Source organism: Photorhabdus antumapuensis (assembly GCF_020387775.1).
In the GTDB taxonomy this organism is placed as follows: domain Bacteria; phylum Pseudomonadota; class Gammaproteobacteria; order Enterobacterales; family Enterobacteriaceae; genus Photorhabdus; species Photorhabdus antumapuensis.
Window position 1 is genome coordinate 109705 of the sequence record NZ_JAHZMK010000033.1, and the last position, 25960, is coordinate 135664.

The 25960-nt window shown below is 40.2% G+C and carries 21 protein-coding genes, 1 tRNA gene and 1 pseudogene; 12 read left to right on the plus strand and 11 right to left on the minus strand.

Features of this window, described 5'->3' with window-relative positions; all coding sequences use genetic code 11:
• Positions 1–383 precede the first annotated feature (383 nt).
• Positions 384–3131 (plus strand): RHS repeat protein, encoded by a 2748-nt coding sequence (locus KZ793_RS14255; RefSeq protein WP_225815942.1) that lies wholly within the window; start codon positions 384–386, stop codon positions 3129–3131.
• A gap of 96 nt (positions 3132–3227) precedes the next feature.
• Here the strand turns inward: KZ793_RS14255 and fbaA are convergent, their stop codons facing one another.
• From fbaA to epd, 3 genes are all read right to left on the minus strand, one after another.
• Entirely contained in the window at positions 3228–4304 is a 1077-nt protein-coding gene (fbaA, locus tag KZ793_RS14260) for a class II fructose-bisphosphate aldolase (RefSeq protein WP_225815943.1), read from the minus strand.
• Between the two features lie 62 nt (positions 4305–4366).
• Positions 4367–5530: a phosphoglycerate kinase gene (gene pgk, locus KZ793_RS14265; RefSeq protein ID WP_225815944.1), complete on the minus strand. Its 1164-nt coding sequence runs from the start codon at positions 5528–5530 to the stop codon at positions 4367–4369.
• Positions 5531–5612: 82 nt separating this feature from the next.
• A complete protein-coding gene (gene epd / locus KZ793_RS14270) occupies positions 5613–6632 on the minus strand; it encodes an erythrose-4-phosphate dehydrogenase (protein WP_225815945.1) in 1020 nt (339 codons plus the stop codon).
• A gap of 461 nt (positions 6633–7093) precedes the next feature.
• On the opposite strand from epd, the gene KZ793_RS14275 reads away from it, so the two are divergent.
• Together KZ793_RS14275 and KZ793_RS14280 are read left to right on the plus strand one after the other, a co-directional pair.
• Entirely contained in the window at positions 7094–7579 is a 486-nt protein-coding gene (locus KZ793_RS14275) for a MarR family winged helix-turn-helix transcriptional regulator (RefSeq protein ID WP_225815946.1), read from the plus strand.
• A gap of 181 nt (positions 7580–7760) precedes the next feature.
• Positions 7761–8132, plus strand: a complete 372-nt coding sequence (locus tag KZ793_RS14280; protein ID WP_118986763.1) for an antibiotic biosynthesis monooxygenase family protein — start codon at positions 7761–7763, stop codon at positions 8130–8132.
• A 105-nt stretch (positions 8133–8237) separates the two neighbouring features.
• Here KZ793_RS14280 and tkt read toward each other — a convergent pair whose 3' ends face one another.
• On the minus strand, positions 8238–10232 hold the full coding sequence (tkt, locus tag KZ793_RS14285; RefSeq protein WP_225815947.1) for a transketolase: 1995 nt from the start codon (positions 10230–10232) through the stop codon (positions 8238–8240).
• Positions 10233–11046: 814 nt separating this feature from the next.
• Between tkt and KZ793_RS14290 the strand changes: the two are divergent.
• From KZ793_RS14290 to KZ793_RS14305, 4 genes and pseudogenes are all read left to right on the plus strand, one after another.
• Positions 11047–11307 (plus strand): annotated as a pseudogene (locus KZ793_RS14290) (PAS domain-containing protein); the annotation flags it as partial.
• Between the two features lie 188 nt (positions 11308–11495).
• Positions 11496–12179 (plus strand): helix-turn-helix transcriptional regulator, encoded by a 684-nt coding sequence (locus KZ793_RS14295; RefSeq protein ID WP_225815948.1) that lies wholly within the window; start codon positions 11496–11498, stop codon positions 12177–12179.
• A gap of 17 nt (positions 12180–12196) precedes the next feature.
• Positions 12197–12865 (plus strand): helix-turn-helix transcriptional regulator, encoded by a 669-nt coding sequence (locus KZ793_RS14300; RefSeq protein ID WP_225815949.1) that lies wholly within the window; start codon positions 12197–12199, stop codon positions 12863–12865.
• Between the two features lie 491 nt (positions 12866–13356).
• Positions 13357–13623, plus strand: coding sequence for a helix-turn-helix domain-containing protein (locus KZ793_RS14305; protein ID WP_225815950.1), 267 nt, complete (start codon positions 13357–13359; stop codon positions 13621–13623).
• A 115-nt stretch (positions 13624–13738) separates the two neighbouring features.
• Here the strand turns inward: KZ793_RS14305 and KZ793_RS14310 are convergent.
• Both KZ793_RS14310 and dnaQ read right to left on the minus strand, forming a co-directional pair.
• Positions 13739–13815, minus strand: a tRNA-Asp gene (locus tag KZ793_RS14310).
• A gap of 129 nt (positions 13816–13944) precedes the next feature.
• The gene (gene dnaQ / locus KZ793_RS14315) at positions 13945–14691 is read right to left on the minus strand and encodes a DNA polymerase III subunit epsilon (RefSeq protein ID WP_225815951.1); all 747 of its coding nucleotides are present in this window, start codon (positions 14689–14691) and stop codon (positions 13945–13947) included.
• A 57-nt stretch (positions 14692–14748) separates the two neighbouring features.
• On the opposite strand from dnaQ, the gene rnhA reads away from it, so the two are divergent.
• A complete protein-coding gene (rnhA, locus tag KZ793_RS14320; RefSeq protein ID WP_225815985.1) occupies positions 14749–15219 on the plus strand; it encodes a ribonuclease HI in 471 nt (156 codons plus the stop codon).
• Here rnhA and KZ793_RS14325 read toward each other — a convergent pair.
• Positions 15216–15932: a class I SAM-dependent methyltransferase gene (locus KZ793_RS14325; protein WP_118986769.1), complete on the minus strand. Its 717-nt coding sequence runs from the start codon at positions 15930–15932 to the stop codon at positions 15216–15218. The two genes, rnhA and KZ793_RS14325, sit on opposite strands and share 4 nt — an antisense overlap.
• Before the next feature lie 42 nt (positions 15933–15974).
• Here KZ793_RS14325 and gloB point away from each other — a divergent pair, with 42 nt between their 5' ends.
• The 3 genes from gloB (at position 15975) to KZ793_RS14340 (ending at position 19736) form a co-directional block, all read left to right on the plus strand.
• Positions 15975–16727: a hydroxyacylglutathione hydrolase gene (gloB, locus tag KZ793_RS14330; RefSeq protein WP_225815952.1), complete on the plus strand. Its 753-nt coding sequence runs from the start codon at positions 15975–15977 to the stop codon at positions 16725–16727.
• Positions 16728–16798: 71 nt separating this feature from the next.
• The gene (gene mltD, locus KZ793_RS14335) at positions 16799–18163 is read left to right on the plus strand and encodes a murein transglycosylase D (protein ID WP_225815953.1); all 1365 of its coding nucleotides are present in this window, start codon (positions 16799–16801) and stop codon (positions 18161–18163) included.
• Between the two features lie 637 nt (positions 18164–18800).
• Positions 18801–19736, plus strand: coding sequence for a 2OG-Fe(II) oxygenase family protein (locus KZ793_RS14340; protein ID WP_225815954.1), 936 nt, complete (start codon positions 18801–18803; stop codon positions 19734–19736).
• A 374-nt stretch (positions 19737–20110) separates the two neighbouring features.
• On the opposite strand, the gene KZ793_RS14345 is transcribed toward KZ793_RS14340, so the two are convergent.
• The 4 genes from KZ793_RS14345 to KZ793_RS14365 all read right to left on the minus strand — a co-directional run bounded on the left by KZ793_RS14345 (position 20111) and on the right by KZ793_RS14365 (position 24395).
• Positions 20111–21295: an MFS transporter gene (locus KZ793_RS14345; protein WP_225815955.1), complete on the minus strand. Its 1185-nt coding sequence runs from the start codon at positions 21293–21295 to the stop codon at positions 20111–20113.
• Between the two features lie 46 nt (positions 21296–21341).
• Positions 21342–22013: a dTMP kinase gene (locus tag KZ793_RS14350; protein WP_225815956.1), complete on the minus strand. Its 672-nt coding sequence runs from the start codon at positions 22011–22013 to the stop codon at positions 21342–21344.
• The gene (locus KZ793_RS14355; RefSeq protein ID WP_225815957.1) at positions 22010–22234 is read right to left on the minus strand and encodes a hypothetical protein; all 225 of its coding nucleotides are present in this window, start codon (positions 22232–22234) and stop codon (positions 22010–22012) included. The genes KZ793_RS14350 and KZ793_RS14355 overlap by 4 nt, the downstream gene beginning before the upstream one ends.
• A 775-nt stretch (positions 22235–23009) precedes the next feature.
• Positions 23010–24395 carry an SLC13 family permease gene (locus KZ793_RS14365; RefSeq protein WP_225815958.1) on the minus strand — a complete coding sequence of 462 codons (1386 nt, stop codon included), beginning with the start codon at positions 24393–24395 and terminating at the stop codon, positions 23010–23012.
• 835 nt (positions 24396–25230) lie between these two features.
• Here KZ793_RS14365 and KZ793_RS14370 point away from each other — a divergent pair.
• Positions 25231–25959 carry a helix-turn-helix transcriptional regulator gene (locus tag KZ793_RS14370; RefSeq protein ID WP_225815959.1) on the plus strand — a complete coding sequence of 243 codons (729 nt, stop codon included), beginning with the start codon at positions 25231–25233 and terminating at the stop codon, positions 25957–25959.
• Position 25960 lies beyond the last annotated feature (1 nt).

Here is a 25960-nt window from a genome sequence, read left to right on the forward strand (position 1 = left end):
CCAACACTTTTATTGCTGTAAACCATGTCATAGAGAGAGTGGCCTTCATACTCATTCAGCCCGATATTTTTCGCATTCACGACAACATAATTGGCTATCAGAGTGTACAGAGAGATCCCTCGGCCTTTATACAAGTGATTCGCTATTTAAGCGCTATCGATATATCAAATCGGCCAACCACTTGTTTTCCCAATGGTTGGCCGATCACGCCCGCTATCTGATACCTGAATTTCTATTAATACAATCTCAAAAATTACCAACGCGTTTGCATTAATAGCATCTCGATAAATCTCTTTCCTTGTCTATTTAGTGATATAAGGTCGTTTGGCTGTTGCCGTAACTTAAATTATTTTGAAGATTAATACCGTCTAAGGAGTTAAAATATGAGCAGTTATCATTCTGCAATCGACCCAAAAACACCATCGATCAGTGTATTGGATAACCGGAAGTTAAATGTACGTACTTTAGAATATCTACGCACTCAAGCTGATGAAAACAGTAATGAATTAATCACTCTCTACGAGTTCAGTACTCCGGGATTTCAGGTAAAAAGTACCGATCCGCGTAAGAATAAAAACCAGAGCGGCCCAAATTTCATTCGCGTCTTTAATCTTGCTGGTCAGGTTCTACGTGAAGAAGGTGTTGATGCTGGTCGAACTATCACCCTCCATGATATTGAAGGTCGCCCGGTATTGACCATCAATGCAACCGGTGTCCGCCAAAACCATCGCTACGAAGATAACACCTTACCCGGTCGTCTACTCGCTATCACTGAACAGGTGCAGTCCGAAGAGAAAACCACCGAGCGCTTGATCTGGGCCGGAAACACGCCGCAAGAAAAAGGCTACAACCTTGCTGGTCAGTGTGTCCGATATTACGATACCGCAGGACTCACTCAACTCAACAGTCTTTCTCTGGCCGGCGTTGTGCTATCACAATCTCAACAACTGCTCGTCGATGACCAAAATGCTGATTGGACAGGTGAAGACCAAAGCCTCTGGCAGCAAAAACTGAACAGTGACGTTAATACCACTCAAAATAGTACTGATGCCACCGGAGCTTTACTTATCCAGACCGATGCCAAAGGCAACATCCAGCGATTGGCCTATGATGTAGCCGGGCAGTTAAAGGGCTGTTGGTTAACACTTAAAGGTCAAGCCGAAAAAGTGATTATCAAATCGCTGACCTATTCCGCCGCAGGACAAAAATTACGTGAAGAACACGGTAACGGAGTTATCACCGAATACAGCTATGAAGCCGAAACCCAACGGCTTATTGGTATCACCACTCGCCGTCTATCAGACGCCAAAGTGTTGCAAGATTTACGCTATCAATATGATCCGGTAGGCAATGTCATCAGTATCCGTAACGATGCGGAAGCCACCCGCTTTTGGCGCAATCAGAAAGTGGTCCCGGAAAATACCTACACCTACGATTCCCTGTATCAGCTTATCAGTGCCACCGGGCGTGAAATGGCCAATATAGGTCAGCAAAATAACCAACTTCCCTCCCCTGCGCTACCTTCCGACAACAATACCTACACTAACTATACTCGCAGCTACAACTATGATCACAGCGGTAATCTGACACAAATTCGGCACAGTTCACCGGCCTCCCAAAACAACTATACCACCGCTATCACCATCTCAAATCGCAGCAACCGAGGCGTTCTCAGTACGCTGACAACAGATCCTAATCAAGTGGATAGGTTATTTGATGCCGGAGGCCACCAAACCAGTTTATTACCCGGCCAGACACTGGTCTGGACATCACGAGGAGAGTTAAAGCAAGTCAATAACGGCCCAGGAAATGAATGGTACCGCTACGGCAGCAACCAAATGAGACAACTGAAAGTGAGTGAACAGCAAACCCAAAATAGCACGCAGCAACAGCGGGTAATCTATTTACCGGGGCTAGAACTACGCACAACCCAGAACAGCACCGCGATAACAGAAGAGTTACACGTTATCACGCTAGGTGAAGCGGGTCGCGCACAGGTTCGAGTGTTGCATTGGGAGAGCGGTAAACTAGAAGGTATCAGCAACAACCAACTACGTTACAGCTACGATAATCTGATCGGTTCCAGCCAGCTTGAACTGGACAATCAAGGGCAAATTATCAGTGAGGAAGAGTATTATCCATTCGGCGGCACAGCGCTGTGGGCAGCCAGCAGCCAAACAGAAGCCAGCTATAAAACTATTCGCTATTCAGGCAAAGAGCGGGATGCCACCGGGCTGTATTATTACGGTTACCGCTATTATCAACCGTGGGCAGGTAGATGGTTAAGTGCAGATCCAGCAGGAACAATTGATGGGCTGAATTTATACCGGATGGTGAGAAATAATCCAGTGAATTTGCAGGATGAAAATGGATTAGCACCTGAAAAAGGAAAATATACCAAAGAGGTGAGTTTCCTTGATGAATTAAAATTTAAATTGGCAGCCAAAAATTCACATGTTGTCAAATGGAACGAGAAAGAAAGCAGTTATACAAAAAATAAATCATTGAAAGTGGTTCGTGTTGGTGATTCCGATCCATCGGGTTATTTGCTAAGTCATGAAGAATTGTTAAAGGGTATAGAACAAAGTCAAATAATATATAGCCGACTGGAAGAAAATAGATCCCTTTCAGAGAAATCAAAAACAAATCTTTCTTTGGGATCTGAAATATCCGGTTATATGGCAAGAACGATAAAAGATACGATATCAGAATATGCAGAAGGGCATAGATACAGAAGCAATCATCCTGATTTTTATGCAGCAACAGATTTCTTTGCTTTAATGGATAAAAGCGAAAAAAATGATTATTCAGGCGAGAGAAAAATTTATGCCGCAATGGAAGTTAAGGTTTATCATGATTTAAAAAATAAACAATCAGAATTACATGTCAACTATGCACTGGCTCATCCCTATACGCAACTTAGTAATGAAGAAAGAGCGCGACTGCAAGAAACAGAACCCGCTATTGCAATAAATAGAGAATATAATTTCAAAGGCGTTGGCAAATTCCTGACAATGAAAGCAATTAAGAAATCATTGAAAGGACAGAAGATCAATAGAATATCAACAGAGGCTATTAATATTCGCTCTGCGGCTATCGCTGAAAATTTAGGAATGCGGAGAGCTTCATAAATTTGGTAATAGGATTTCCAATAGAAGATAATATCATTTAATGAATGCGGCTAACGTTCCCTCTGAATGAAAACTCAGAGGGAACTCTTTCACCAATTACAACACGTCAATCGCGTTCAATTCTTTGAAAGCCTGTTCCAGACGGGCAGCCATAGCAACCTGACCAGCACGCAGCCATACCCGTGGATCGTAGAATTTCTTATTAGGTTTATCCGCGCCTTCTGGATTGCCTAACTGGCCTTGCAAATAGCCTTCGTTCTTTTTGTAGTAATTCAAAATACCTTCCCAAGTCGCCCATTGGGTGTCAGTATCGATATTCATTTTAACAACGCCGTAGCTGACCGCTTCTTTGATCTCTTCCGCCGTAGAACCGGAACCACCGTGGAAAACAAAATTCAAACTGTTATGCGGTAGATTGAATTTCTCAGAAACATAGTCTTGAGAGTTACACAAAATTTTTGGCGTCAGTTTAACGTTACCCGGCTTATAAACACCATGAACGTTACCAAAAGAAGCAGCAATAGTGAAACGTGGGCTGATAGCATTCAGTTTCTCATAAGCATAAGCAACATCTTCCGGTTGAGTGTACAGAGCAGAGCTATCCATATGGCTGTTATCAACCCCATCCTCTTCCCCACCAGTACAACCCAATTCGATCTCTAACGTCATATCGATTTTTGCCATACGAGCCAGATAATGGCTGCAAATCTCAATATTCTCTTCCAGAGACTCTTCTGACAGATCGATCATGTGAGAAGAGAATAAGGGTTTACCCGTCGCTGCGTAATGCTTTTCACCCGCATCTAACAGGCCATCAATCCACGGCAGCAATTTACGTGCGCAGTGGTCAGTATGCAGGATCACAGGAACACCATAGTGTTCAGCCATTTGATGAACATGGTGAGCACCAGAAATTGAACCCAGAATAGCCGCGTGTTGACCTTCAGCTTTCAAACCTTTACCGGCAATAAAAGCAGCACCGCCGTTAGAGAACTGAATGATAACGGGAGAACGAACTTTGGCAGCGGTTTCCAACACGGCATTGATTGAATCAGTACCTACACAGTTGACCGCCGGTAAAGCAAAGTTGTTTTCTTTGGCTATAGCGAACACTTTTTGAACATCATCACCAGTGATGACACCCGGTTTTACGAAATCAAAAATTTTAGACATGTTACGTGGGTCCTGTTTAGAGCGGGTAATCAGCCAACCGGCCGCTACCCGTCATGACTTAATTACTGTTTTGCACGTTCTTCCAACATCACAACCGCAGGCAGTTTTTTCCCTTCCACGAACTCAAGGAAAGCACCGCCACCCGTAGAGATATAAGAAATTTTGTCAGCAATACCGAACAGGTCGATCGCTGCCAGCGTATCGCCGCCACCGGCGATAGAGAAGGCATCACTATCAGCTATGGCGCGCGCGACAATTTCAGTTCCTTGACGGAAATTAGGGAATTCAAATACACCAACCGGGCCATTCCACAGAATCGTTTTGGCGCTTTTCAAGATATCTGCCAGCCGTTGAGCAGATTCATTCCCCAGATCGAGGATCTGCTCATCATCTTTAATATCGCAGGTAGATTTCAAGGTTGCTTCGGCCGTTTCAGAAAATTCTGTCGCCACACAAACATCAGTTGGCACCGGAATATCACAGCTTATCAGCAATTTTTTCGCTTCCGGGATCAAGTCGTCTTCATAGAGAGAACGACCGACATTGTGGCCTTCCGCGGCAACAAAGGTATTCGCGATACCGCCACCGACAATCAATTGATCAGCAATTTTAGACAGCGTATCCAAAACGGTCAGCTTGGTTGAAACTTTAGAACCCCCAACGATAGCTACCATTGGACGGGCTGGATTATCCAACGCTTTACCTAATGCCTCTAACTCTGCGGACAACAAAGGACCGGCACAAGCCACAGGAGCAAACTTAGCCACGCCGTGAGTAGAAGCCTGTGCACGATGAGCAGTACCGAATGCATCCATGACATAAATATCACATAGGGAAGCATATTTTTTAGCCAAGGTTTCGTCGTCTTTCTTCTCACCTTTATTAAAGCGAACATTCTCCAGCACAACCAGTTCACCTTCCGCGACATCCACGCCTTCCAGATACTCTTTTTCCAGTCGAACCGGGGAAGATAATTTCTCTTCTAAATAGTCTACTACTGGTTTCAGCGAGAATTCTTCATTGTATTCGCCTTCAGTAGGGCGGCCAAGGTGAGAAGTGATAATGACTTTGGCACCCTGTTTTAATGCTGCCTCAATGGTCGGCAAGGAAGCACGGATACGCGCATCAGAGGTGACTTTGCCATCTTTTACCGGAACGTTCAGGTCAGCGCGGATCAAAACACGCTTACCCGCCAGATCTAAATCGGTCATCTTAATTACAGACATGGTGAATCCTCTCATTGATTCTCTAAATTATTTAATCTTGCGCCGTGTGCGGATCTATTATGGACCGTCGTTCAACAACAGATCATCTGAAACCCATAGCAGCCATTGTTAACGTTGTATCCAACATTCGGTTAGCAAATCCCCACTCATTATCACACCAGACTAATGTCTTAATCAGATGTTGCCCACTGACTCGCGTTTGTGTGCCATCAACGATCGCGCTGTGGGGATCGTGGTTAAAATCCGTTGAGACTAACGGCAATTCGGTATAGTCAACTATACCACGAAATGAAGTAGCTACTGATTTTTGCATTAATTCGTTGATTTTTTTAACAGTTACTGAAGATTTCACCGTAACACTCAAATCGATAGCTGTAACGTTAATCGTTGGTACACGCACGGAGATAGCTTCAAAACGGTCACAGAACTTTGGAAAAATCCGGGTTATCCCTGCGGCCAGCTTAGTATCCACCGGAATGATAGACTGACTAGCAGCCCGAGTACGCCGTAAATCTTTGTGATAAGCATCAATCACCGGTTGGTCATTCATTGAAGCATGAATGGTTGTCACTGTACCCGATTCAATCTCAAATTCATCATCCAATAATTTAATGATAGGAATAATGCAATTAGTGGTACAGGAAGCATTAGACACAATGCGATCCTCTGCTGTCAGTAAGTGCTGATTCACACCATAAACCACCGTCGCATCTAAATCATTCCCCCCCGGATGAGCAAACAGCACTTTTTTGGCGCCACTGGCAAGATGTGCCTCGCCATCGGCTCTGCTGCCATAAATCCCACTGCAATCAAGAACAATATCAATCCCCAGTTCTTGCCAAGGCAACATCGATATATCAGGTTGATGAAACAAACGAATATTATCATCACCAACCTGCAACACATCATTATTCAGACGCACATCCCAGGCAAAACGACCATGACTAGAGTCATATTTCAGCAAGTGAGCAATTCCTTCAGCATCTGCCAGCTCATTAACAGCAATAACCGCAATTTCAGCCCGGCGCCCAGATTCATAAAGAGCACGTAAAATACTGCGCCCTATTCTGCCGAAACCGTTTATTGCTACCTTGATTGTCATGTTACTCCCTGAATATAGTTATTACCACGCAACCGCTTAGAATAACCGACTCAATCACTGATGTACTGATTGTCTATCACAAAATTACCAAAACCGAGCACAGAAAACCGCGTCAGACAACAAAATGAAACGATTCAGCTATAAATAATGAGATTACGGGAAAAGGAAATTGATAGCAATAGTAAAAAGTGATCAACCTACGAAGTGAAAATACCGAAATTAATTGTCACCAGGAAAATGATCTCTTTATCTTCTCTCCTTCCAGAACAAAGCTTCCTACTCTTTAAAAACTTTTGCTCATACTCACCGAACCTGACAAACAAAAAGAAACAATCCCACAGATATTTACTCACAACTGCGACATTGATCATCAATACCAGCTGTTGAAATATTGACATTCAATCTCAACAAATGGAAACTGGTTGTCGTTTTTTGAGGCGCTAAGGAAAAGGAAGTAAATCGTGTCAACCGAGAAAACTTCGGCGTTTGAGGTATTCACTGAGATCACATTGGCAGTATTTCGGCTCAACGCCCTACTGCTCTCTAAAGGGGATCAGCTCGTTGCCCCGTTGGGAATCACGAGTGCGAGATGGCAAGTACTCGGTGCGATTGCGCACGCACCACATCCACTTACCGCGCCTCAGATTGCCGCCGCAATGGGTATCACACGCCAAGGAGTGCAAAAGCAATTGAATCTCGGGCTGAATTCAGGAATGGTGAAAACTATCACTAATCCTCGGCATGAACGCTCACCACTCTATCAACTGACCGAGCTGGGTTGGCGTACTTTTGATGCGGCGATATCGCTGGAAGCTGAATGGGTCGGATCACTGGTGCAATCCTCTGATCCTAACGAGCTAAAAGTGACATTAAACACTTTGATCAGCTTGGAGACGAAACTGGAAGAATCACCGGTGCCAAATAGCACTATAGATAGCTATAGATAGCACTACAGATAGCAATACAAACATAAATATATACCTAATAGATTTCGAGTTGCAGCGCAGCGGCAAGTGAACGAATCCCCAGGAGCATAGATAACGATGTGACTGGGGTGAGTGAAAGCAGCCAACAAAGCAGCAGCTTGAAAGATGAAGGGTATAAACACATAATTTTCAGGAGATAGAAATGGTCAAGCTAGAAGAAATGGACACCCACGTAACCCTGCGGGAACAGTTATTTTCGAACACCGATGGCTCCATCGTGCTGGTGAACATATTTCATGTTGATCCCTCAATGGCTGACACCCTAATAGAAACCTGGCAGGAAGATGCAGAATATTTCCGGTCTAAGGTAGGACTGATTTCCGCACAATTACATCGCGGCATCGCTGGCAGTGGCACATTCATGAACTACGCCGTTTGGGAGAATCTGGAGCGTTTCCGCGCCGCGTTCACCGACCCTGAATTCAAGGAGAAACTCGCCAAGTATCCTGATGGGATTGTCGGTTCGCCTCACGTATTCCAAAAAGTAGCCGTCCCTGGAATTTGCGTGGCATAAGCCGAGGAAAACTGTCGCAACCCATCTTCAATAACGACATCGTGCAGAAAAAGAGCGCACCCGCTCAACGTTTACCTCAGGTGCGCTCATTCATGAATTTACTCATTATTTCAGCAGAGCTTTAGCCTTAGCGACCACATTCTCTACAGTGAAACCAAACGTTTTAAACAACTGATCAGCAGGCGCTGATTCACCAAATGTATCCATACCAACGATAGCGCCATTCATACCGACATATTTAAACCAGTAATCGGCGATACCCGCTTCGATTGCAACACGTGCAGAAACCGCAGCAGGCAGAACCGCTTCTCGGTATGCGGCATCTTGCTTATCAAAAGCGTCAGTAGACGGCATAGAGACTACGCGCACCTGACGACCTTCCTCAGTCAATTGGTTATAAGCATCCACCGCCAATTCAATTTCCGAACCCGTTGCGATCAAAATCAGTTCTGGCTGCCCCTGACAATCTTTCAGGATGTAAGCCCCTTTCTCAATATTAGCCAACTGCTCAGCAGTACGTTCTTGCTGTGCCAAATTCTGACGAGAGAAAATAAGTGCGGATGGGCCTGCTTTACGATCAATAGCGTATTTCCACGCCACCGCAGATTCAACCTGATCACATGGGCGCCATGTGCTCAAATTTGGCGTCACACGCAAACTGGCAAGCTGTTCTACTGGCTGGTGAGTCGGACCATCTTCACCCAAACCAATTGAATCATGGGTATAAACAAAGATGCTGCGAATTTTCATCAATGCCGCCATACGCACTGCGTTACGGGCATATTCAACGAACATCAGGAAGGTTGCACCATAAGGCACAAAACCACCATGCAGAGCAATACCGTTCATAATGGCTGACATGCCAAATTCACGAACGCCATAATGGATGTAGTTACCTGCCTGATCTTCGTTCAATGGCTTAGAACCTGACCATATCGTGAGGTTACTTGGTGCCAAATCAGCAGATCCCCCCATAAATTCAGGCAACACCTTACCAAAAGCTTCCAAGGCATTCTGAGATGCTTTACGGCTGGCAATATTGGCCGGATTTTTTTGCAACTGTTCGATAAATGCTTTTGATTCAGCTTCCCAATTTGTCGGTAACTCGCCACCAGTACGACGTTTGAATTCAGCCGCTAATTCAGGATACGCTTTTTCATAGGCAGCGAATTTTTCATTCCAAGCGGCTTGTTTCACATTGCCAGCTTCTTTTGCATCCCACTCAGAATAGATTTCCGCTGGAATTTCAAATGCCGGATAATTCCAACCCAGTGCTTCGCGAGTCGAGGCAATTTCCCCATCGCCCAATGGCGCGCCATGAGAATCATGGGTACCCGCTTTGGTTGGCGCGCCAAAACCGATAATCGTTTTGCACATCAACAAAGAAGGTTTATCAGCAACTTTACGTGCTTCTTCAATAGCAGCGTTGACTGAATCTGCATTATGACCATCAACACCGCGAATCACATGCCAGCCATAAGCCTCAAAACGGCTTGCCGTATCATCCGTAAACCAGCCTTCAACATGACCATCAATAGAAATGCCATTGTCATCATAGAAAGCAACCAACTTGCCTAACTTTAACGTTCCCGCCAGAGAGCAAACTTCATGAGAAATGCCCTCCATCATGCAGCCATCACCCATAAAGACATAAGTATTATGGTCAACGATCTCATGACCAGGACGGTTAAATTGCGCGGCCAGAGTGCGTTCAGCAATCGCAAAACCTACTGCGTTGGCAATCCCCTGCCCTAAAGGACCTGTCGTCGTTTCCACGCCTGGAGTATAACCATACTCAGGATGGCCTGGGGTTTTAGAGTGTAACTGACGGAAATTTTTCAGATCATCAACTGAAACATCATAACCAGTGAGATGCAACAGGCTATAAATCAGCATAGAACCATGACCGTTAGACAATACAAAACGATCACGATCGACCCAATGTGGATCAGTTGGGTTATGATTCAAATAATCACGCCATAAAACTTCAGCGATATCAGCCATTCCCATAGGCGCACCAGGGTGCCCTGATTTTGCTTTCTGCACAGCATCCATGCTCAGGAAGCGAATAGCATTAGCAAGGGTTTTACGAGTGGTCATTTTCTACTCCAAGTGGGATAAAAACGTTTAGGGGGATAATTTTCTCAGTACAGCGTACAAACCGCAATCTTTAAAGCCAAATACCAGGAAACTATCTTAATTTCATCTGAACGGTAATTCTTTGATTTGCCTTACTGTTCTATAATGAATTTCAGCATCATCAGAGTAATAAACAAACTCATTGTGCATATAAAGGGGTAAATGAATTAAACACAGCTATACCCGTTATCTTTCAAGTTGCCTCTTTGTTGGCTGCACTCACTCACCCCAGTCACCCCAGTCACCCCAGTCACCCCAGTCACCCCAGTCACCCCAGTCACATCGTTATCTATGCTCCTGGGGATTCGTTCACTTGCCGTCGCGATGCATCTTGAAATCCATTGGGTATATTAGTTATAAATCAAGAGATAAAATAGCCAATTAAGCGGTGACACATTTTTGATTCATGGCAATTTTCGGCGACTAAATTAACTGTTTATATTGTTCCCAATTATAGGACAATGTTCTCTTAATAATTTAATTTATCAATAGTGAATACATATAAAAAACACCAATCAAAAACCAATATTATTTTAATATCAATTAAGAAAATAAACAATTTAAAATAAAATAATACTTATAGTTATATTTTCTTATATGATGATATTTTTACCTAAAATAATAAGCAATTTAATTAACAGATATAGATAAAATAAAAAAAATATTATTTTTTGGCGAATTAATTATTGCAATCCATTATATAATCGGGTTATTTTAAATAGGACACATAAAATAGACATACAGATGATGACTTAATTAACAGCCAGGGCATTTCATGTCAAATATCAAAAACAGACCAAATAATATCACTCCGCAATTAATTTACATGTGGGAAAAAAGTAATGAACCGTGGGGCGCTAAAGATCGCCAATCAAAATTTATATACGCAAACCCTGCTTTTTACCAACTGTTCAATTTGCCTGAAGATTTCGATATTGCAGGACTGTCAACGGACGAATTACCTTCACCTATTGCCGAATATACAGAAGAATATTGTCGTCAGGATCAAAAAGTGATGCAAACCATGCAAGAGTTGTAAGTTTCTATTCATTCAAATCTATACCTAATAGATTTCGAGTTGCAGCGAGGCGGCAAGTGAACGAATCCCCAGGAGCATAGATAACGATGTGACTGGGGTGAGTGAAAGCAGCCAACAAAGCAGCAGCTTGAAAGATGAAGGGTATAAAACCCAGATATTTTTCTAATAACAATAGGAATTATATTGTGAGCTATAAAAAATTAACCGTATCGTCTCAAATTATCAATCTAATGGAAACCAGTCATGAACCCTGGGGAATAAAAGATCAAAGTTCTCGTTTTATCTATGAAAACAAGGCAATGGCTATGTTACGCGATCTTCCCCGTGGTTTTAATGTAGAAGGACGTCTGGACAATGATCTACCTTGGGCAGGTGCCGCTTTTGCAGAACAATTTCAGATCCATGACAGAGCAGTAATGCAAGCAGAACAAAGAATATGCTCATTAGAAACCCATTTATACGGTAAAGAAAAATTACTTTCCTCCTACTTCTTCGAAAAGTTTCCATTTTATAATGAGGATAATCAATGTGTCGGTGTCATTTTCCATGCCTGGAAAGCCGAAGCCTTTTCTCTGACACGCTTTTTTTATGGTAAGCTCCCGGCTTCCATCATGTTCCAGCCACCTTCCGAGCTATTTACTCAACGGGAATGGGATGTCATTTTTCTATTTCTACAGAAATACACCAGTAAACAAATCGGGCGAATACTGAATATTTCTTATCGCACAGTAGAAACGCATATGTTACGGATATACAAGAAAATTGGTATTAACTCTGGTCAACAATTGGCTGAATATTGCCGCCTTAATGATTTTGACCTCTATGTCCCTGAAAGATTTTTAAAACCTGGAAGTAAAATGTTTATATAATATGGAAAATAAAACAGATGAAAACGAAAAACAGTATATCAGCACAGATAATAAATACCATGAAACAGAGCACTGATCCTTGGGGCATTAAAGATAAAAGCACTCGCTTTATTTATGAAAATAAAGCAATGGCCATGCTACAAGATATTCCGCTTGATTTAAACGTTGAAGGGCGTTTTGATTGTGAACTACCTTGGGCAGGAGCAATTTTTGAAGAGCACTTTCAACGACATGACAGAACAGTCATGCGTTTGGAAAAAAGTATATGCTCATTAGAAACACATAGATTTGGCAAAGAAAAACGTCTCTCTTCCTATTTCTTCGAGAAATTCCCTTTTTATAACGAAGATAATGAATGTATTGGTATTATTTTTCATGGACGGAAAGCAAAAGCACTTGCTTTAAAGGAATTTTTCAATGGAAAACTGCCACCATCCATTATGTTTTGCGCACCCTCAGAACAATTTTCCCAACAAGAATGGGAAATTATTTTCCTATTTATAGCAAAATACAGCAAGAGGGAAATCAGTGAGAGACTTAATATTCCTTATCAATTTGTAAAAAACCAGATAGAAAAAACATATCATAAACTAAAAGTGAGCTCTAATTCTCAATTTGAGGAGTATTGCCATATGAATAATTTTAACCTTTATATACCAGAGAGATTTTTATTCCCTTACTCGTAAATCTCATCTTTATATTCAAATTATTACCAAACAATAACGTTATAAGGGAAAAATATGAATCTATCAATATGTAAGAAAATTGGATTTACGACTACTCAACCAAATAATATATTGAATAGAATCTCAGAGTCATGTTTTGCAAAAGATAATAAACTTCACTACATTTATTTAAATTTAATATTTATTATCACTAATAAATTATCTTGAAAATACCGTGAAAGTATTTATAAGAAACTATTAGTTATTCTGGTTATTAAATTAAGAATATTTTTCAAAGTAATAATAATCATCTTTACACTCAGAAAAACACCTTCAATATATAGGTCATATTTTGTCATAAAGTAATTAATACCATTATTCAGTATTCTCTCCGATAGCCTATTTAAGTAACTTTCATTGATAATCTGCACTTAATTACTACCAAACAGTCAAAATATTGATAATTCATCTATTATCAATATTTTCTCATAATTAAAATTTGGAGATTATTTATGGATATTCAAGACTGGCATCCAGCAGATATTATTGCCGCACTCAGAAAACAAGGGACAAATCTTTCAGCCGTTTCTCGAAAAGCTGGCTTAGCATCATCGACACTGAGTAATGCATTACATCGCCCGTGGCCTAAGGGAGAGGCATTAATCGCTACTGAATTAGGTTTACATCCATCAGATATTTGGCCATCACGCTATAAACCTGGCAAAGAAAATAAATTCCTAATAAGAATTTCAGAAACAAGCACTATAGAAAGCTGGTAACATCTTGATGGCTTATTTCAATGCAATTCCATCATTGTCTATCATCGAGAGATTACTGAATGATATAAGTATAGATAAAAAAGCCCCGGGCAACTACCCAGGGCTTCGGAATCTTTGGCGGTGCGGACGGGACTCGAACCCGCGACCCCCGGCGTGACAGGCCGGTATTCTAACCAACTGAACTACCGCACCGCGCAGTGTTCTGGTTGAGAACGGGGTAAATATTACGAATCCAAGATCATTCCGTCAATATTTTTTATAACAAAGCGGCGCACCTGATCAACTTTTCACCCAAAAAGGTAATTTATCTGCAATTTTATGTTAGCTTTGTCCAGAATTTATACGCCATAAACAGCTCCCACCTTTCTTCTCCACGAAATCCAACCTGGATTCATGAGCGGCGAGCTCTTCATCCGTTGCATAAATAACTTTTAATGCCGTTTGAGGCCGAGTAATACGCTGTATTTCAGAAACATTCGCACCGCCAGCAATCTCCCCTTCCATTGAAAAAGCAAGAGAAGTCTGTCCGCCTGTCATGATCAAATAGACATCAGACAATATCTCAGCATCGAGTAACGCCCCATGTAAGGTTCGTTTAGAATTGTCTATATCATAACGATCACATAACGCATCAAGGTTGTTTCTTTTTCCCGGAAACAACGCTCTTGCTAATTGCAAGCTATCGGTAATCTTACAGAAATCAGCCGTTGGTGGAATATCACGGCCCAGTTTCCCAAATTCATAATCCATAAAACCGATATCGAAGGGAGCGTTATGGATAATCAATTCAGCGCCGCGAATAAATTCAATGAATTCATCTGCAATATCAGCAAACAGCGGTTTATCCTGCAAAAATTCATCACTGATTCCGTGAACTTCAAATGCCTCAGGATCGACCAATCTATCCGGCTGAATATAGACATGAAAATGGCGACCGGTTAGACGACGGTTAATAACCTCCACCGCCCCAATTTCGATAATTTTGTGCCCTTCATAGTGAACACCTAATTTATTCATACCGGTAGTTTCGGTATCAAGAACAACTTGTCGTGTAATTGCCGTGCTCATAATGCCTTTTTATGTCAAACTCAGGGTTTTGAATTGAATAAGAAGAGTCTACCAGATATGGGCAAGCAGGTAGAAATTTTCACCGATGGATCTTGTCTCGGCAATCCGGGGCCTGGGGGCTACGGTGTGTTATTACGTTATCAACAACACGAAAAAACCCTTAGCGAAGGATTTTATCATACAACAAACAACAGAATGGAGCTCATGGCGGCAATTATTGGCCTGGAAACGCTGACTCGCCCTTGCAAAATTGTCTTAACCACCGACAGCCAGTATGTGCGTCAAGGCATTACACAATGGATTCATAACTGGAAAAAACGTGGCTGGCGTAAAGCCGATAAATCTCCTGTCATCAATGTCGATTTATGGCGGCGTCTTGAGCAAGCCATTAGTCGCCATGACATTGATTGGCAATGGGTCAAAGGCCACGCCGGACATGATGAAAATGAACGTTGTGATGAATTGGCCCGGGCGGCGGCAAACTCACCAACAGAAACCGACTCTGGATATCTCGAAAATAAAGATTAATTACGCTTTCGGTAACATTTTGTTACGCCAACGGCATTGCCCAATTTAGGTTTTAATCGCGTCACTTTTCTCTGGTTTAGTGTTAATGGCAGTGTGCGTTTGCGGGCAATAATCAGACTAACACAGCCTAATACAGACAAGTGCCGATTAGAAAAACCTGTTTCATTTCGCCAAGGCAATATTTGAAAGCTGTTACGATACACCACTTCATAATTAAGCAGGCTCAACCAATCAAGTTGGCGCATCAGGGAGAACATCCGGCTGCAATAGGGTTGATGGCGCCACAATCCCGGTACTAATTTCCCCAAACCCAGCAGACTCAATGAATTAAAACCACTGATGATGAGCCAGCCATCATCAATCATCACCCGGTCAACTTCCCGTAAAAGACGATGGGGATCAGCGCTGTAAGCCAGCATATGACTCAGTAAGCAAGCATCGACGGACTTTTCTTCAAACGGCAGATGGTAAGGATCGCTAATCACCTGCATATTCTTGCCTTCCTTACCTACATTAATCTGATTAAAAATAGGACAGCCATTACTGTCAATTTCAGCACTCAAATTACCGACTTTCAACAGGTGGAAACCAAATATTTTCGGCCACCAGGGTTGTAATTGGCGCTCCAAAGCGGCACGGTAATACTCCCCCCAAGGTAAATCAGCCCAAGAAGCCGGGGGATTTATGTTCTGTATTGTATGTGCAGATTTCATGGCTTCTTTTCCTTATAACCCGCTGTTAATAAGAGGTATACAATGGAGCTTATCAGCATTCCTGCCCTTTCGGATAATTACATTTGGTTACTTTGTGACGAAAACAGACATGTTGTCATCGTTGATCCGGCAGAATCACAACCTGTTCTTGATACCTTGAAATCTCGCGGCTGGATACCTGATGCAATTTTACTCACCCATCATCATCACGATCATGTTGGAGGCGTCCCTGGAATTATTGATCGATTCCCTGAGCTACTAGTATACGGCCCAGCAGAAACCCAGAGCAAAGGTGCCACCATGATAGTATGTGGCGGTGATAGCATCAATTTCGGTCATTTTTCTTTCCAGATCATCGATGTTCCAGGCCATACTCTGGGACACATTGCTTTTTATCAAGCTCCTTACCTTTTTTGTGGAGACACATTGTTCTCTGGTGGTTGCGGACGTCTCTTTGAAGGCACCGCTGAACAAATGTACACATCTATAGGAAAAATAGCTGAATTACCTGATGACACACTTATCTGTTGCGCCCATGAATATACAGTTTCTAATATGAAGTTTGCTCATGCTGTTTTACCCAACCAGACTATTAGCGAATACCAGCAAAAAGTAACTAAAATGAGGGAAAATAATCAACCAACAGTACCAACCACGTTACAAACTGAGAAAAAAATCAATGTTTTCTTAAAATGCGATAATATTGATTTACAAAGAAATATTGGAATCACACCTCACTCTCAACCGCTTTCTAGCGTTTTCCGTCAGCTAAGAATACAAAAAGACCAATTCTGATTTAAATAGTTGCCATATCAAGCCAAGATAAGTATTATTGCTCGTCTTTTAAGCAACTATAAAAATTAATTATGAAGACAAAAGCGATTCTGTTCGCATCTGTCTTGCTGGTTGGCTGTCAATCCGGACCTGATTGGTCGACGACAGCCGGGCAACGGGCACAGAATTCGTCTTCAACGAGTCTAAAAACAGGCAAGATAGCAGCAACTGATGACACCAATCAGTTTGCTGCCTACTGGAAGGATGGTGATCCCAGCGCTCAACAGGAGCTGTGGAGATACATCCGTGATGAGTTGAAGATGAAGCTCCCTGATAATTACAGGGTTCGTGAACAACGAAATTATTACCTGAAAAACAAGAGCTATCTCCACGATGTAACTTTACGGGCTGAACCGTATATGTACTGGATAGTCAGGCAGATCAAGCAACGCGATATGCCGATGGAACTGGTACTGGTACCCATAGTGGAGAGTGCTTTTAACCCGCATGCTACCTCACGCGCCAAGGCCGCTGGTTTGTGGCAGATTATCCCGGATACGGGCCGCAATTACGGTCTTACTCAGGATAAATGGTACGACGCGCGCCGGGACGTTGCCGCATCAACAACTGCCGCCCTGAATCTGTTACAACGTCTGAATAAAATGTTCAATGGTGACTGGTTATTGACTATTGCTGCTTACAACAGCGGCGAAGGCCGTGTTATGCGTGCAATGAAAGAAAATGCGGCAAAAGGTAAGCCAACGGATTTTTGGTCATTATCACTACCACGGGAGACTGCGCTCTATGTACCTAAAGTTCTGGCGCTCAGTGATGTCATCCGTCACAGTGATAAATATGGTATTACGCTGCCAAAATCCAATAACCAGCGGGCACTTGCTCAAGTTGATGTTGGTCAACAAATCACGCTGTCTCAAGCCGCAGAACTGGCTGGCATGTCCCTGACATCTATTAAAGCCTATAACCCTGGGTATAAACGAGGAGTGACATCGCCTAACGGTCCACATTACATCATGCTGCCAAAGGCAAAAGTTGATCAGTTTAAAAATTCGCTGGCAAATAAAACAGTTCTGAGCAATATTCGTCAAGAAGTTGCTAAAAACAACCGCCGACTGAGTAAACAAAGCCAATATAAAGTTCGTTCAGGTGATACATTATCCGCTATTGCAAAGCGGTTTAATGTTTCCACCCGTGAATTACAACGCATGAATAATCTGAAAACTGCCAGATTGTTGAAAATTGGACAAGTATTAAGGGTAAATAATGACAATGCCATTATTTACCGAGTCCGCCAAGGTGATTCAATCGCCAGTATTGCTAAACGTCACGGTATCAACATTAAGGACTTAATGAACTGGAACAATGGCATAAAAACAACAGAGTTCAAGCCAGGAATTGAATTAACGCTTTACATCAATGAATATTATGATGAAGCTTGAAATATTTTCTAGTAAGTATTGTTGAAGCAAGATAATAGATGGTCCTATCTTAGGGCCATCTATTCCTAATTCAGTGGAATAAACCTTAACTTATCCTTTCCGAAATCGAACGAATCGATAAACAGCACAAGAGAATAATATAACAATATAATCACGATAAAATATTAATTACTAAATTTAATGAAAACCATAAAAATATCATTGATGAATTATCATGTTTAACAATAAATAATAAAAGCAATAAAACCAACCAAGCAATTTATAAAACATCAATATTAACAACCAATTAAAAAAACATGACTCCATTATGGTCATTCATATTTCCATTATTTCTCATATATAAACCATCAAATTCTTGTAATATTCAAAAAGTCAGCTAGGATAGTTAACAATCAATATCAATTACTTTGCCGAATAGTTACTTAGCATTTTAACAAATAAACTAGTTAATATAATTAACCAGACTTTAATATAACGAAAAAACAGATTAATACACTATAATAAATAATATAAGAATATAAGAATATAAGAATATAAGAATATAAGAATAAGCACCACATGTAATATCGGCAATATACATTTCCGAGATACAAAAGAATAAACAAAAGTTCTTTTACCACATCTAAGGACGATCATTATGACAACATCATCAACAACGCGAGCGCCAGTCAAACTACCCCCAATGCCATCGGAAAGAGAAGTCTCAAAAAAATATAAATCAGCAGACATGGCGCGCTCCTATCTAGAGGGAGATAATCTTATTTTTACTGACAACGACGGCTTTAACCGAGCCCTCCGGGATGGTTTCTTCCTCCTAAAAGCACCACCATATATGGATTTTGAACACGGCGATCGATTTGCACACCACTTCTTTGAACCCGCCACAGAAGGTGACCTTCGACCCTATACGGGATTCAAATCATGTACTTTTTCCAATGGTTACGAAGGTTATTTCGACAGAGAACATGATCAATGGGAACATTTCCGCCTCGAACGGGAACATTGGAACCTCATGCCATCAGAGGTCACGACACTGGGTCACCATATGGCACACGTCGGTATATGTGTACTACGCTCTGTGTTAACTTATGTTGGTATTCCTCGTCGTGACTGGGAACTCATCACCAATGGTATTTCAGAAGGGCTAAAAAACCAGATGTTATCGTTTAACCACTTCCGATCAGAGAAAGCCACCCGAGGCTCTAAATTTCATCGGGATTCAGGATGGGTGACCATCCTAAGATCGACTGAACGTGGCCTATTGGCTTACATAAATGATGAGCTTTTGGCTATTGATCCTGTTCCGGGATACCTGATTATCAACTTTGGTAGTTCGATCGAAGTGCTGACAGAAGATTTAATACCGAATGTTCGGGCCAATGTGCACGGTGTTGTTCGTACAGAACGCAACGGGCAGCGCGATAGAATGTCGTATGTCATGTATTTAGTCAGCAATCTGGCTGGAAATATCTACAAATATGGTCCCAACGGCCCAATCAAAGTTCAATCCGTCAAAGAATTTACTATTCAAGAAATGAATCGGACATACGATGATGATAATGACGCTTTGTAGATATTTTCTGCATAATAAATCGAGGTCATAACACAGATTTAGTTGACAGATACCTTTATATCGGTATCTGTCAGGTTAAATCGACATATGAACCTCGATCCCTCTCAGACTCACCAAATCGTCAGACATATGAGAATGAATTTCTGATAGTCAAGCTGTCTTTCAACAATAATGGTATTCAATCTGAAATACCGTGTGGCTGCCATAAAAACAACCTTGCCGAATAAAGAAGAGGTCAATGGGGTTACATGGGGTTTGAGAACCTATATTTACTCGAAAGAATTTAATAATAATTGCTATTGCCGAAATTAAACTTTCTGAAATTGTGTTTTTTATTCACTGGGTTACCACGATAGTAAAAGGATAAAGCCGTATCATGACGTGGATTTACGATTTATTAAAACAACCACAATTATGGTTAAAAAAATACCGATAAATGTTGTAAAAAAAACGATGCTTATGGAAAAAAAATAGGATATTGTGGAACCTATCAAAGGGCCAATAAACATGGAAAGACCAACAGAAATTGACGTTAAGCCAAATATTTTAGCTGAATTATCATTAGTTGCAAATTTCTGCATATAAAGGGTAATAATAATATTATTCATAGACGATCCTACTCCTATTATTACCATTGCTAAAAATATAAAAAATAAACTGATTTTATCAGGAGATAAATAATTAAATTGATTTGTTATTCCTATTAAAAGATACCCCGTCCCCCACAAAAAGAATGAAAACAATATAATACTTAAAGATATGTTAATCTTATACTTTCCAAATACTAAACCAATTAAAACACCTGAAATACCAGAAAGGCACACAGCAAAACTATAATGGCTTCCATTTAGTCCCTGTTCCATAAAGCTAAGCGCTATTAAGCTATCTGATAGATAGCCAAAACAAGTTAAAGTAGAAATAACAATAAATGGAAACAATATTTTATTGTCTTTCATTATATTGAAGTAATTAGTTAGTGATATCTTGTTTTTCTTGCGGTTAACATTAATCAATGGTTCTGAAACAAAAATATATAAGATTGCTGAAATAAAATAAAACATTGATACTAAAACAAGAGTCTGTTTTATTGAGTAATAGATAAGAATAAAACCTAAAAATAACGGGGCCGCCATTTTGTATATTTGAAATAAAACCTGCCAATAACTAAATTTCTTTTCAAATTGGTTGGTTGATATGTTTTTTAATATTATAAAATTAGAAGGTCCTAGAAATAAACGAAGGATGTTTTTAATAAAAGAATAAAGAATATATATATTAATATCATCAATGTTGTATTGAAATATGGTAATAACACCGCAAAGTAACGAAATAATAATAATGCACTTTTTCGGTTTTATATTTTCATCTACAAATGACGAAACATAGGGCGTTAAAAATAGTAACGATGCAGCATATGAAATTGTATATAAAGATGAATATATCGCTCCACCGTTCCAATGATATGTGATTAGCGTGAATGATATTATCATCTCCAAATACAAGGTGAAAGAATTTCCTGATGAGGCTAATATTAATTTTCGAAATTCTTTATCCATCATTTTTCCCCAACTAAAATAGACTTAATAAATATAGTGCTTACAGTAATTACATCTTTCTTAGTATTTCCCCTTGAATAATATCCACGGTTAATTTAATGACTGCATCTTTAGTTAAGGTGTCGGTATCAACAATTTTCCAAGTGTCATCATAAAATGTCTGGTATTGATTAAGAGCGTGTTTTTGATACTCTATAAAATCATATTTTTCATTTGTCTCTAATTTTCCAGATTCACTAGGATTTAATATTTTTTTTCTTTTTTCAGCAATGCCTGGAGGAACATCAAGATATATAACCATGTCCGGCTTTGTATTTATAGATAGAACCGAATTACTTAATTCTGCTAATTCCGTAGATTTAAGTAAGAACCTTGCTAAATATTTATAATACCAACTATCACATATAATAATTTTACCTTGCAATAAATAAGGTTGAATAATTAAACTATCCAAAACAGCAAACCATGATGCTATCAATAGAATCCAATGCCGGTCACCCAGTTCACTCAATGGAGCTGAAATGTCATAATCCCAAAGCACATCTCGTATTTTTCCCATGTGATACATACTATAGCCAGATGGTAATAAAGGATAATTCTTATCCAAAAAAACAATATTATTATAATCTAGAGATAAAATATCATAAACTTCGCGTGAAATTGTTGATTTACCTGCACCATCATTTCCTTCAAAAGCTATAAATAAACCGCGTTTAATCATTTCTTTTTTTCCCCGTAATACGCCTCAGTATCAAGTGAATTTCTACCACTACCGATAATAAATGGTTTGAATCCATATTTTTTATATAACTTATGCATCTCAGCATATGTTTTATAAATATCTTCAAAAATAGGTCTAGGGTGATTTTGATATTCAGAACCATGGTCGGGATGAAAGACTGCTATTGCTGGAACTATGCCATTTTTTGAAAAAAATTCCATTCCTTGTACTAAATCATTTAAAGGCTCTAATCCCGCTACAAACTAAATATGACATTGTCTTTTTTACATCAAATAATCTGTCTGCATAAATTGCATAATCTGACGATGAAATGACCCTAATATTTTAAGGTAAATGATACTTTATATATTTGCGATTTGTACCCAACTAAAATTAGGAAATGAACTCATCAAACCATTATTATAATTCAATGTTTCATCATTAGTCAGTGGTTAAATGCTTGCTCTGTTATCACATTCATTTTATCCTCCTATAGGATTTTCTTTAACAAATACTACGGGTTAAAATTTAACCCGACTTTGTAATATTAACAGTTTTTATTATTTCAGCTATATAATAGTTAATATATTTGTGAATTCCATCACAACTAAAAATATAACCCATTGAAAAAATGGTAAATTATTTGTTATTTTTCGTGATGAAAATTGTATTAAGCTTGGTATGCTTTCCAATAGGTTTATTTAGCGTAATCATTTGAATTTATTGTCATTATTTTTTCGGTCATGTATTCAATGCGGTGATCATCATATAAAACTCTGTCATTTATTAGAGAATTCTTGATGACCAAAGTTGACGTGAAATACCCGTTTTGTCAGCAGACCTCACCTTAGATTGAAGCGACTAAATTGTAAGACTTTAGGCTACTCAAAATCAGTAGGAATGCATTATAGGGTTATCGGCACAATATCCCCACCGTACATTTGATGGGGATATTGAATAGTTATTATATCCAGAGGGACATGAGTAAATTTTCAGTTACAACCAGAATAACCAAGCAAACAGAGAGATGATCGCGATGCAGGCAATATTCAGCACTATACCCACTCTGACCATTTCAGTCTGTTTAATATGACCGGAGCTGAAAACAATCGCATTAGGTGGTGTAGCAACCGGCAACATAAAGGCACAGGATGCCCCGAAACCGATAATAAGTGTCAGCGTCATTATCGGCATACCCAACGCTTCCGCAACGGTTGCGAATATTGGTACTAGCAAAGCTGCGCTAGCTGTATTACTGGTAAATTCAGTCAGGAAGATAATAAATGCAGCGACCGCAACAATAATCACAAACCAATGGCTTGCACCGAAAGTGGCGGCCATACCATTCGCCATGATTTCACTAGCACCTGAATTTTTCAAAATAGCGCTTAAAGTCAAACCACCACCAAACAGTATCAATACACCCCACTCGGTATTATTCTGGATCTGGAACCAACTCGCCACCCCCGTTATACCAATCAGAACGGCAGCGCCAATAGCGATAATAGTATCCAGATCTTTCACGCCCCCTAAGGCAGAACTGATAACCGTGCTAAAGATCCAACAGAATACGGTTAATAGGAAGATCAGCATGGTAATCAGACGTTTGCCAGTCCAATCCTGTTTTTCCAGCTTCATGTCGAATTTATGATTCAAATTCGGTCGCAGCATCAGATACATGACACCCACCATCATTGGCATCAAAATAACAACCAAAGGAATGCCAAATTTCATCCAATTGAAAAAATCGATACCCAGTTGAGCGGCAGCAATCGCGTTTGGTGGGCTACCGACCAGCGTACCTAAACCACCAATACTTGCACTATAAGCCACCCCCAACAACACAAATACAAACGTATGGCGCTCAGAACGCGCATCCAGATTGGACAAAATACCCAATACTAATGGCAGCATCATCGCGGCAGTCGCCGTGTTACTGATCCACATGGAAAGGCCAGCCGTCACACCAAACAGCAACATCACCGCTACAGACAAACGTCCACGGGCAATCATCAGCAGACGGTTAGCAATCAGTCTGTCCAGTCCTTGGATGTGAAGTGCCGTTGCCAGAGCAAAACCACCAAAAAACAGGAAGATGATGGGATTAGCAAAAGATTTCAGCGCATCTCCCGTATTCATCAACCCCATACCAACTGCCAGAATTGGAATGCATAATGCAGTAATAGTGACGTGAATAGCTTCGGTAAGCCACAGCACGCCAACAAATACCATTAGTGCTAAACCTGCATTAGCTTTCTCACCAAACGGTAATGTATTAAGTAGAATAAATAGTAATGCAATATCAGCAGCCAGAATAATTAAGCCTTTTTTATTAGAAAAATTTGGCTTCATGGCTAATGTTAAAGATTCAGAAGCATCCATGGTGACTCCATTAGCGCCGGTGATATCTGATCCACCATTGCTACAATTGTTAAAAAAATACAAGGCGTGTGAATATAAGGAGTCTTCCCCAGGAAGCAAATGCCATTCTTTAAATTTTGGGATCTAAAGCGCGAGAACCAGCCGATTAAATCGTAACAGATGGTATTTTATACAAATTTTTGTTGTTACATCACATTATTACACCTTTATAGGTATGGGAAACCATTACGTTTTATGCAGTTTTTTTGGGTACAAAAGCAGGTGAGTTTTACTTCTCCTCAAGTTGCTAACAAACCCATTTAAAAAACGAGGGGATGTTTTCGCATCAACGATGATTAAAGATCTGGCGAATTAATCCACCAAGCGGTTTGACGGGTTAAAGTGATATAAAGCAAATTTAAACTGGCGTATTTAAGGTATGGTGTTTTTTATATGAGCGCGAATAAAGCCAATTTTTTTCTCATTTTTCACTGATAACTTTATGAGGGGAAAGTTTTAATACTTGAATAAGTGAAAGTTTCTATAATCCTTTTCTTTCAGATAGCACGAAAAACGATAGTTCACATGATTTAACCTGAACGAGTCAGATCCTACAGCGTAAATTCTCACACATTCCATCCAGTGTATTTCATATTGAAATATTTCATTAATAACATAATCAACAAGAAAAATTTCACACAATATAAAATATTAGCATATTGAAGATATTTACCCTTTGTAGAATCATCCGCACCAAATAGGTGCCCCAAAACTCATAAATATAATTATCCATTGTGTCGTAAAAATGATAGCTTTACATGGAAGTTTTTACAGTTTAATCATGATGGGTGAAATTATGAAAGATAACACTAACACGATGAGTTTCTCTGTAAATAAAGATCTGGATGTTCATTCAAAAAGCTTTGATGCTTTCATATCATATATGGAAAACAGCAATGATCTTTGGATTATAAAAGACAACGAATCTCGATTCGTCTATGCGAATGATGTTGCGCTTTATTACAGCGACCTTCCTAAAGGTTTTAATATAGAAGGGAGGCTTGATGGTGAATGTCCAGCACCGTGGGCTGAATTTGCAGATATTATACAAGCTAATGATAAAAACGTAATGGCGAGTCAAAAAACCATTCCGGTACTAAACACTTTCACTTACGGCGGGAAAGAAAAAATGATCCAGCCATTTTTAGCCGATCTTACACCGCTAATGAAGGATGGAAAATGTATTGGGGTTGTGGGACATGGTAGAAAACTTGAAATTTATTCCATGTATCATTTTGAAAACAACATTCATCCAGAGTCATTAACTTTTGGCACACCAACTGATTTATTTACCGACAGAGAGTTCGATATAGTATTTTTTGCTTTGCAATCGCTAAGTGCTAAAGATATAGCGAGAAAATTAGGTATCACATATAGAACAGTACAAAGCAGGCTGCATATCATTTATCAGAAAATAGGGATAAATTCATTAAGCCAGTTAAAAGAATATTGCCGGGGTAAGGGGTACGATAACTACGCCCCGACCCGATTTATTAACCCTAATCCCTATATACCTCTGGCATAAC

Excerpts from the sequence above, each read along its gene's own strand:
- tkt (WP_225815947.1), bottom strand. The coding sequence starts at position 10,232 with ATGACCACTCGTAAAACCCTTGCTAATGCTATTCGCTTCCTGAGCATG.
- mltD (WP_225815953.1), top strand. The coding sequence starts at position 16,799 with ATGAAGACAAAAGCGATTCTGTTCGCATCTGTCTTGCTGGTTGGCTGT.
- KZ793_RS14255 (WP_225815942.1), top strand. The coding sequence starts at position 384 with ATGAGCAGTTATCATTCTGCAATCGACCCAAAAACACCATCGATCAGT.
- KZ793_RS14305 (WP_225815950.1), top strand. The coding sequence starts at position 13,357 with ATGGATATTCAAGACTGGCATCCAGCAGATATTATTGCCGCACTCAGA.
- gloB (WP_225815952.1), top strand. The coding sequence starts at position 15,975 with ATGGAGCTTATCAGCATTCCTGCCCTTTCGGATAATTACATTTGGTTA.
- pgk (WP_225815944.1), bottom strand. The coding sequence starts at position 5,530 with ATGTCTGTAATTAAGATGACCGATTTAGATCTGGCGGGTAAGCGTGTT.
- KZ793_RS14325 (WP_118986769.1), bottom strand. The coding sequence starts at position 15,932 with ATGAAATCTGCACATACAATACAGAACATAAATCCCCCGGCTTCTTGG.
- KZ793_RS14370 (WP_225815959.1), top strand. The coding sequence starts at position 25,231 with ATGAAAGATAACACTAACACGATGAGTTTCTCTGTAAATAAAGATCTG.
- KZ793_RS14345 (WP_225815955.1), bottom strand. The coding sequence starts at position 21,295 with ATGATGGATAAAGAATTTCGAAAATTAATATTAGCCTCATCAGGAAAT.
- KZ793_RS14350 (WP_225815956.1), bottom strand. The coding sequence starts at position 22,013 with ATGATTAAACGCGGTTTATTTATAGCTTTTGAAGGAAATGATGGTGCA.
- KZ793_RS14365 (WP_225815958.1), bottom strand. The coding sequence starts at position 24,395 with ATGGATGCTTCTGAATCTTTAACATTAGCCATGAAGCCAAATTTTTCT.
- fbaA (WP_225815943.1), bottom strand. The coding sequence starts at position 4,304 with ATGTCTAAAATTTTTGATTTCGTAAAACCGGGTGTCATCACTGGTGAT.
- KZ793_RS14355 (WP_225815957.1), bottom strand. The coding sequence starts at position 22,234 with ATGGAATTTTTTTCAAAAAATGGCATAGTTCCAGCAATAGCAGTCTTT.
- rnhA (WP_225815985.1), top strand. The coding sequence starts at position 14,749 with ATGGGCAAGCAGGTAGAAATTTTCACCGATGGATCTTGTCTCGGCAAT.
- KZ793_RS14300 (WP_225815949.1), top strand. The coding sequence starts at position 12,197 with ATGAAAACGAAAAACAGTATATCAGCACAGATAATAAATACCATGAAA.
- KZ793_RS14280 (WP_118986763.1), top strand. The coding sequence starts at position 7,761 with ATGGTCAAGCTAGAAGAAATGGACACCCACGTAACCCTGCGGGAACAG.
- epd (WP_225815945.1), bottom strand. The coding sequence starts at position 6,632 with ATGACAATCAAGGTAGCAATAAACGGTTTCGGCAGAATAGGGCGCAGT.
- KZ793_RS14340 (WP_225815954.1), top strand. The coding sequence starts at position 18,801 with ATGACAACATCATCAACAACGCGAGCGCCAGTCAAACTACCCCCAATG.
- dnaQ (WP_225815951.1), bottom strand. The coding sequence starts at position 14,691 with ATGAGCACGGCAATTACACGACAAGTTGTTCTTGATACCGAAACTACC.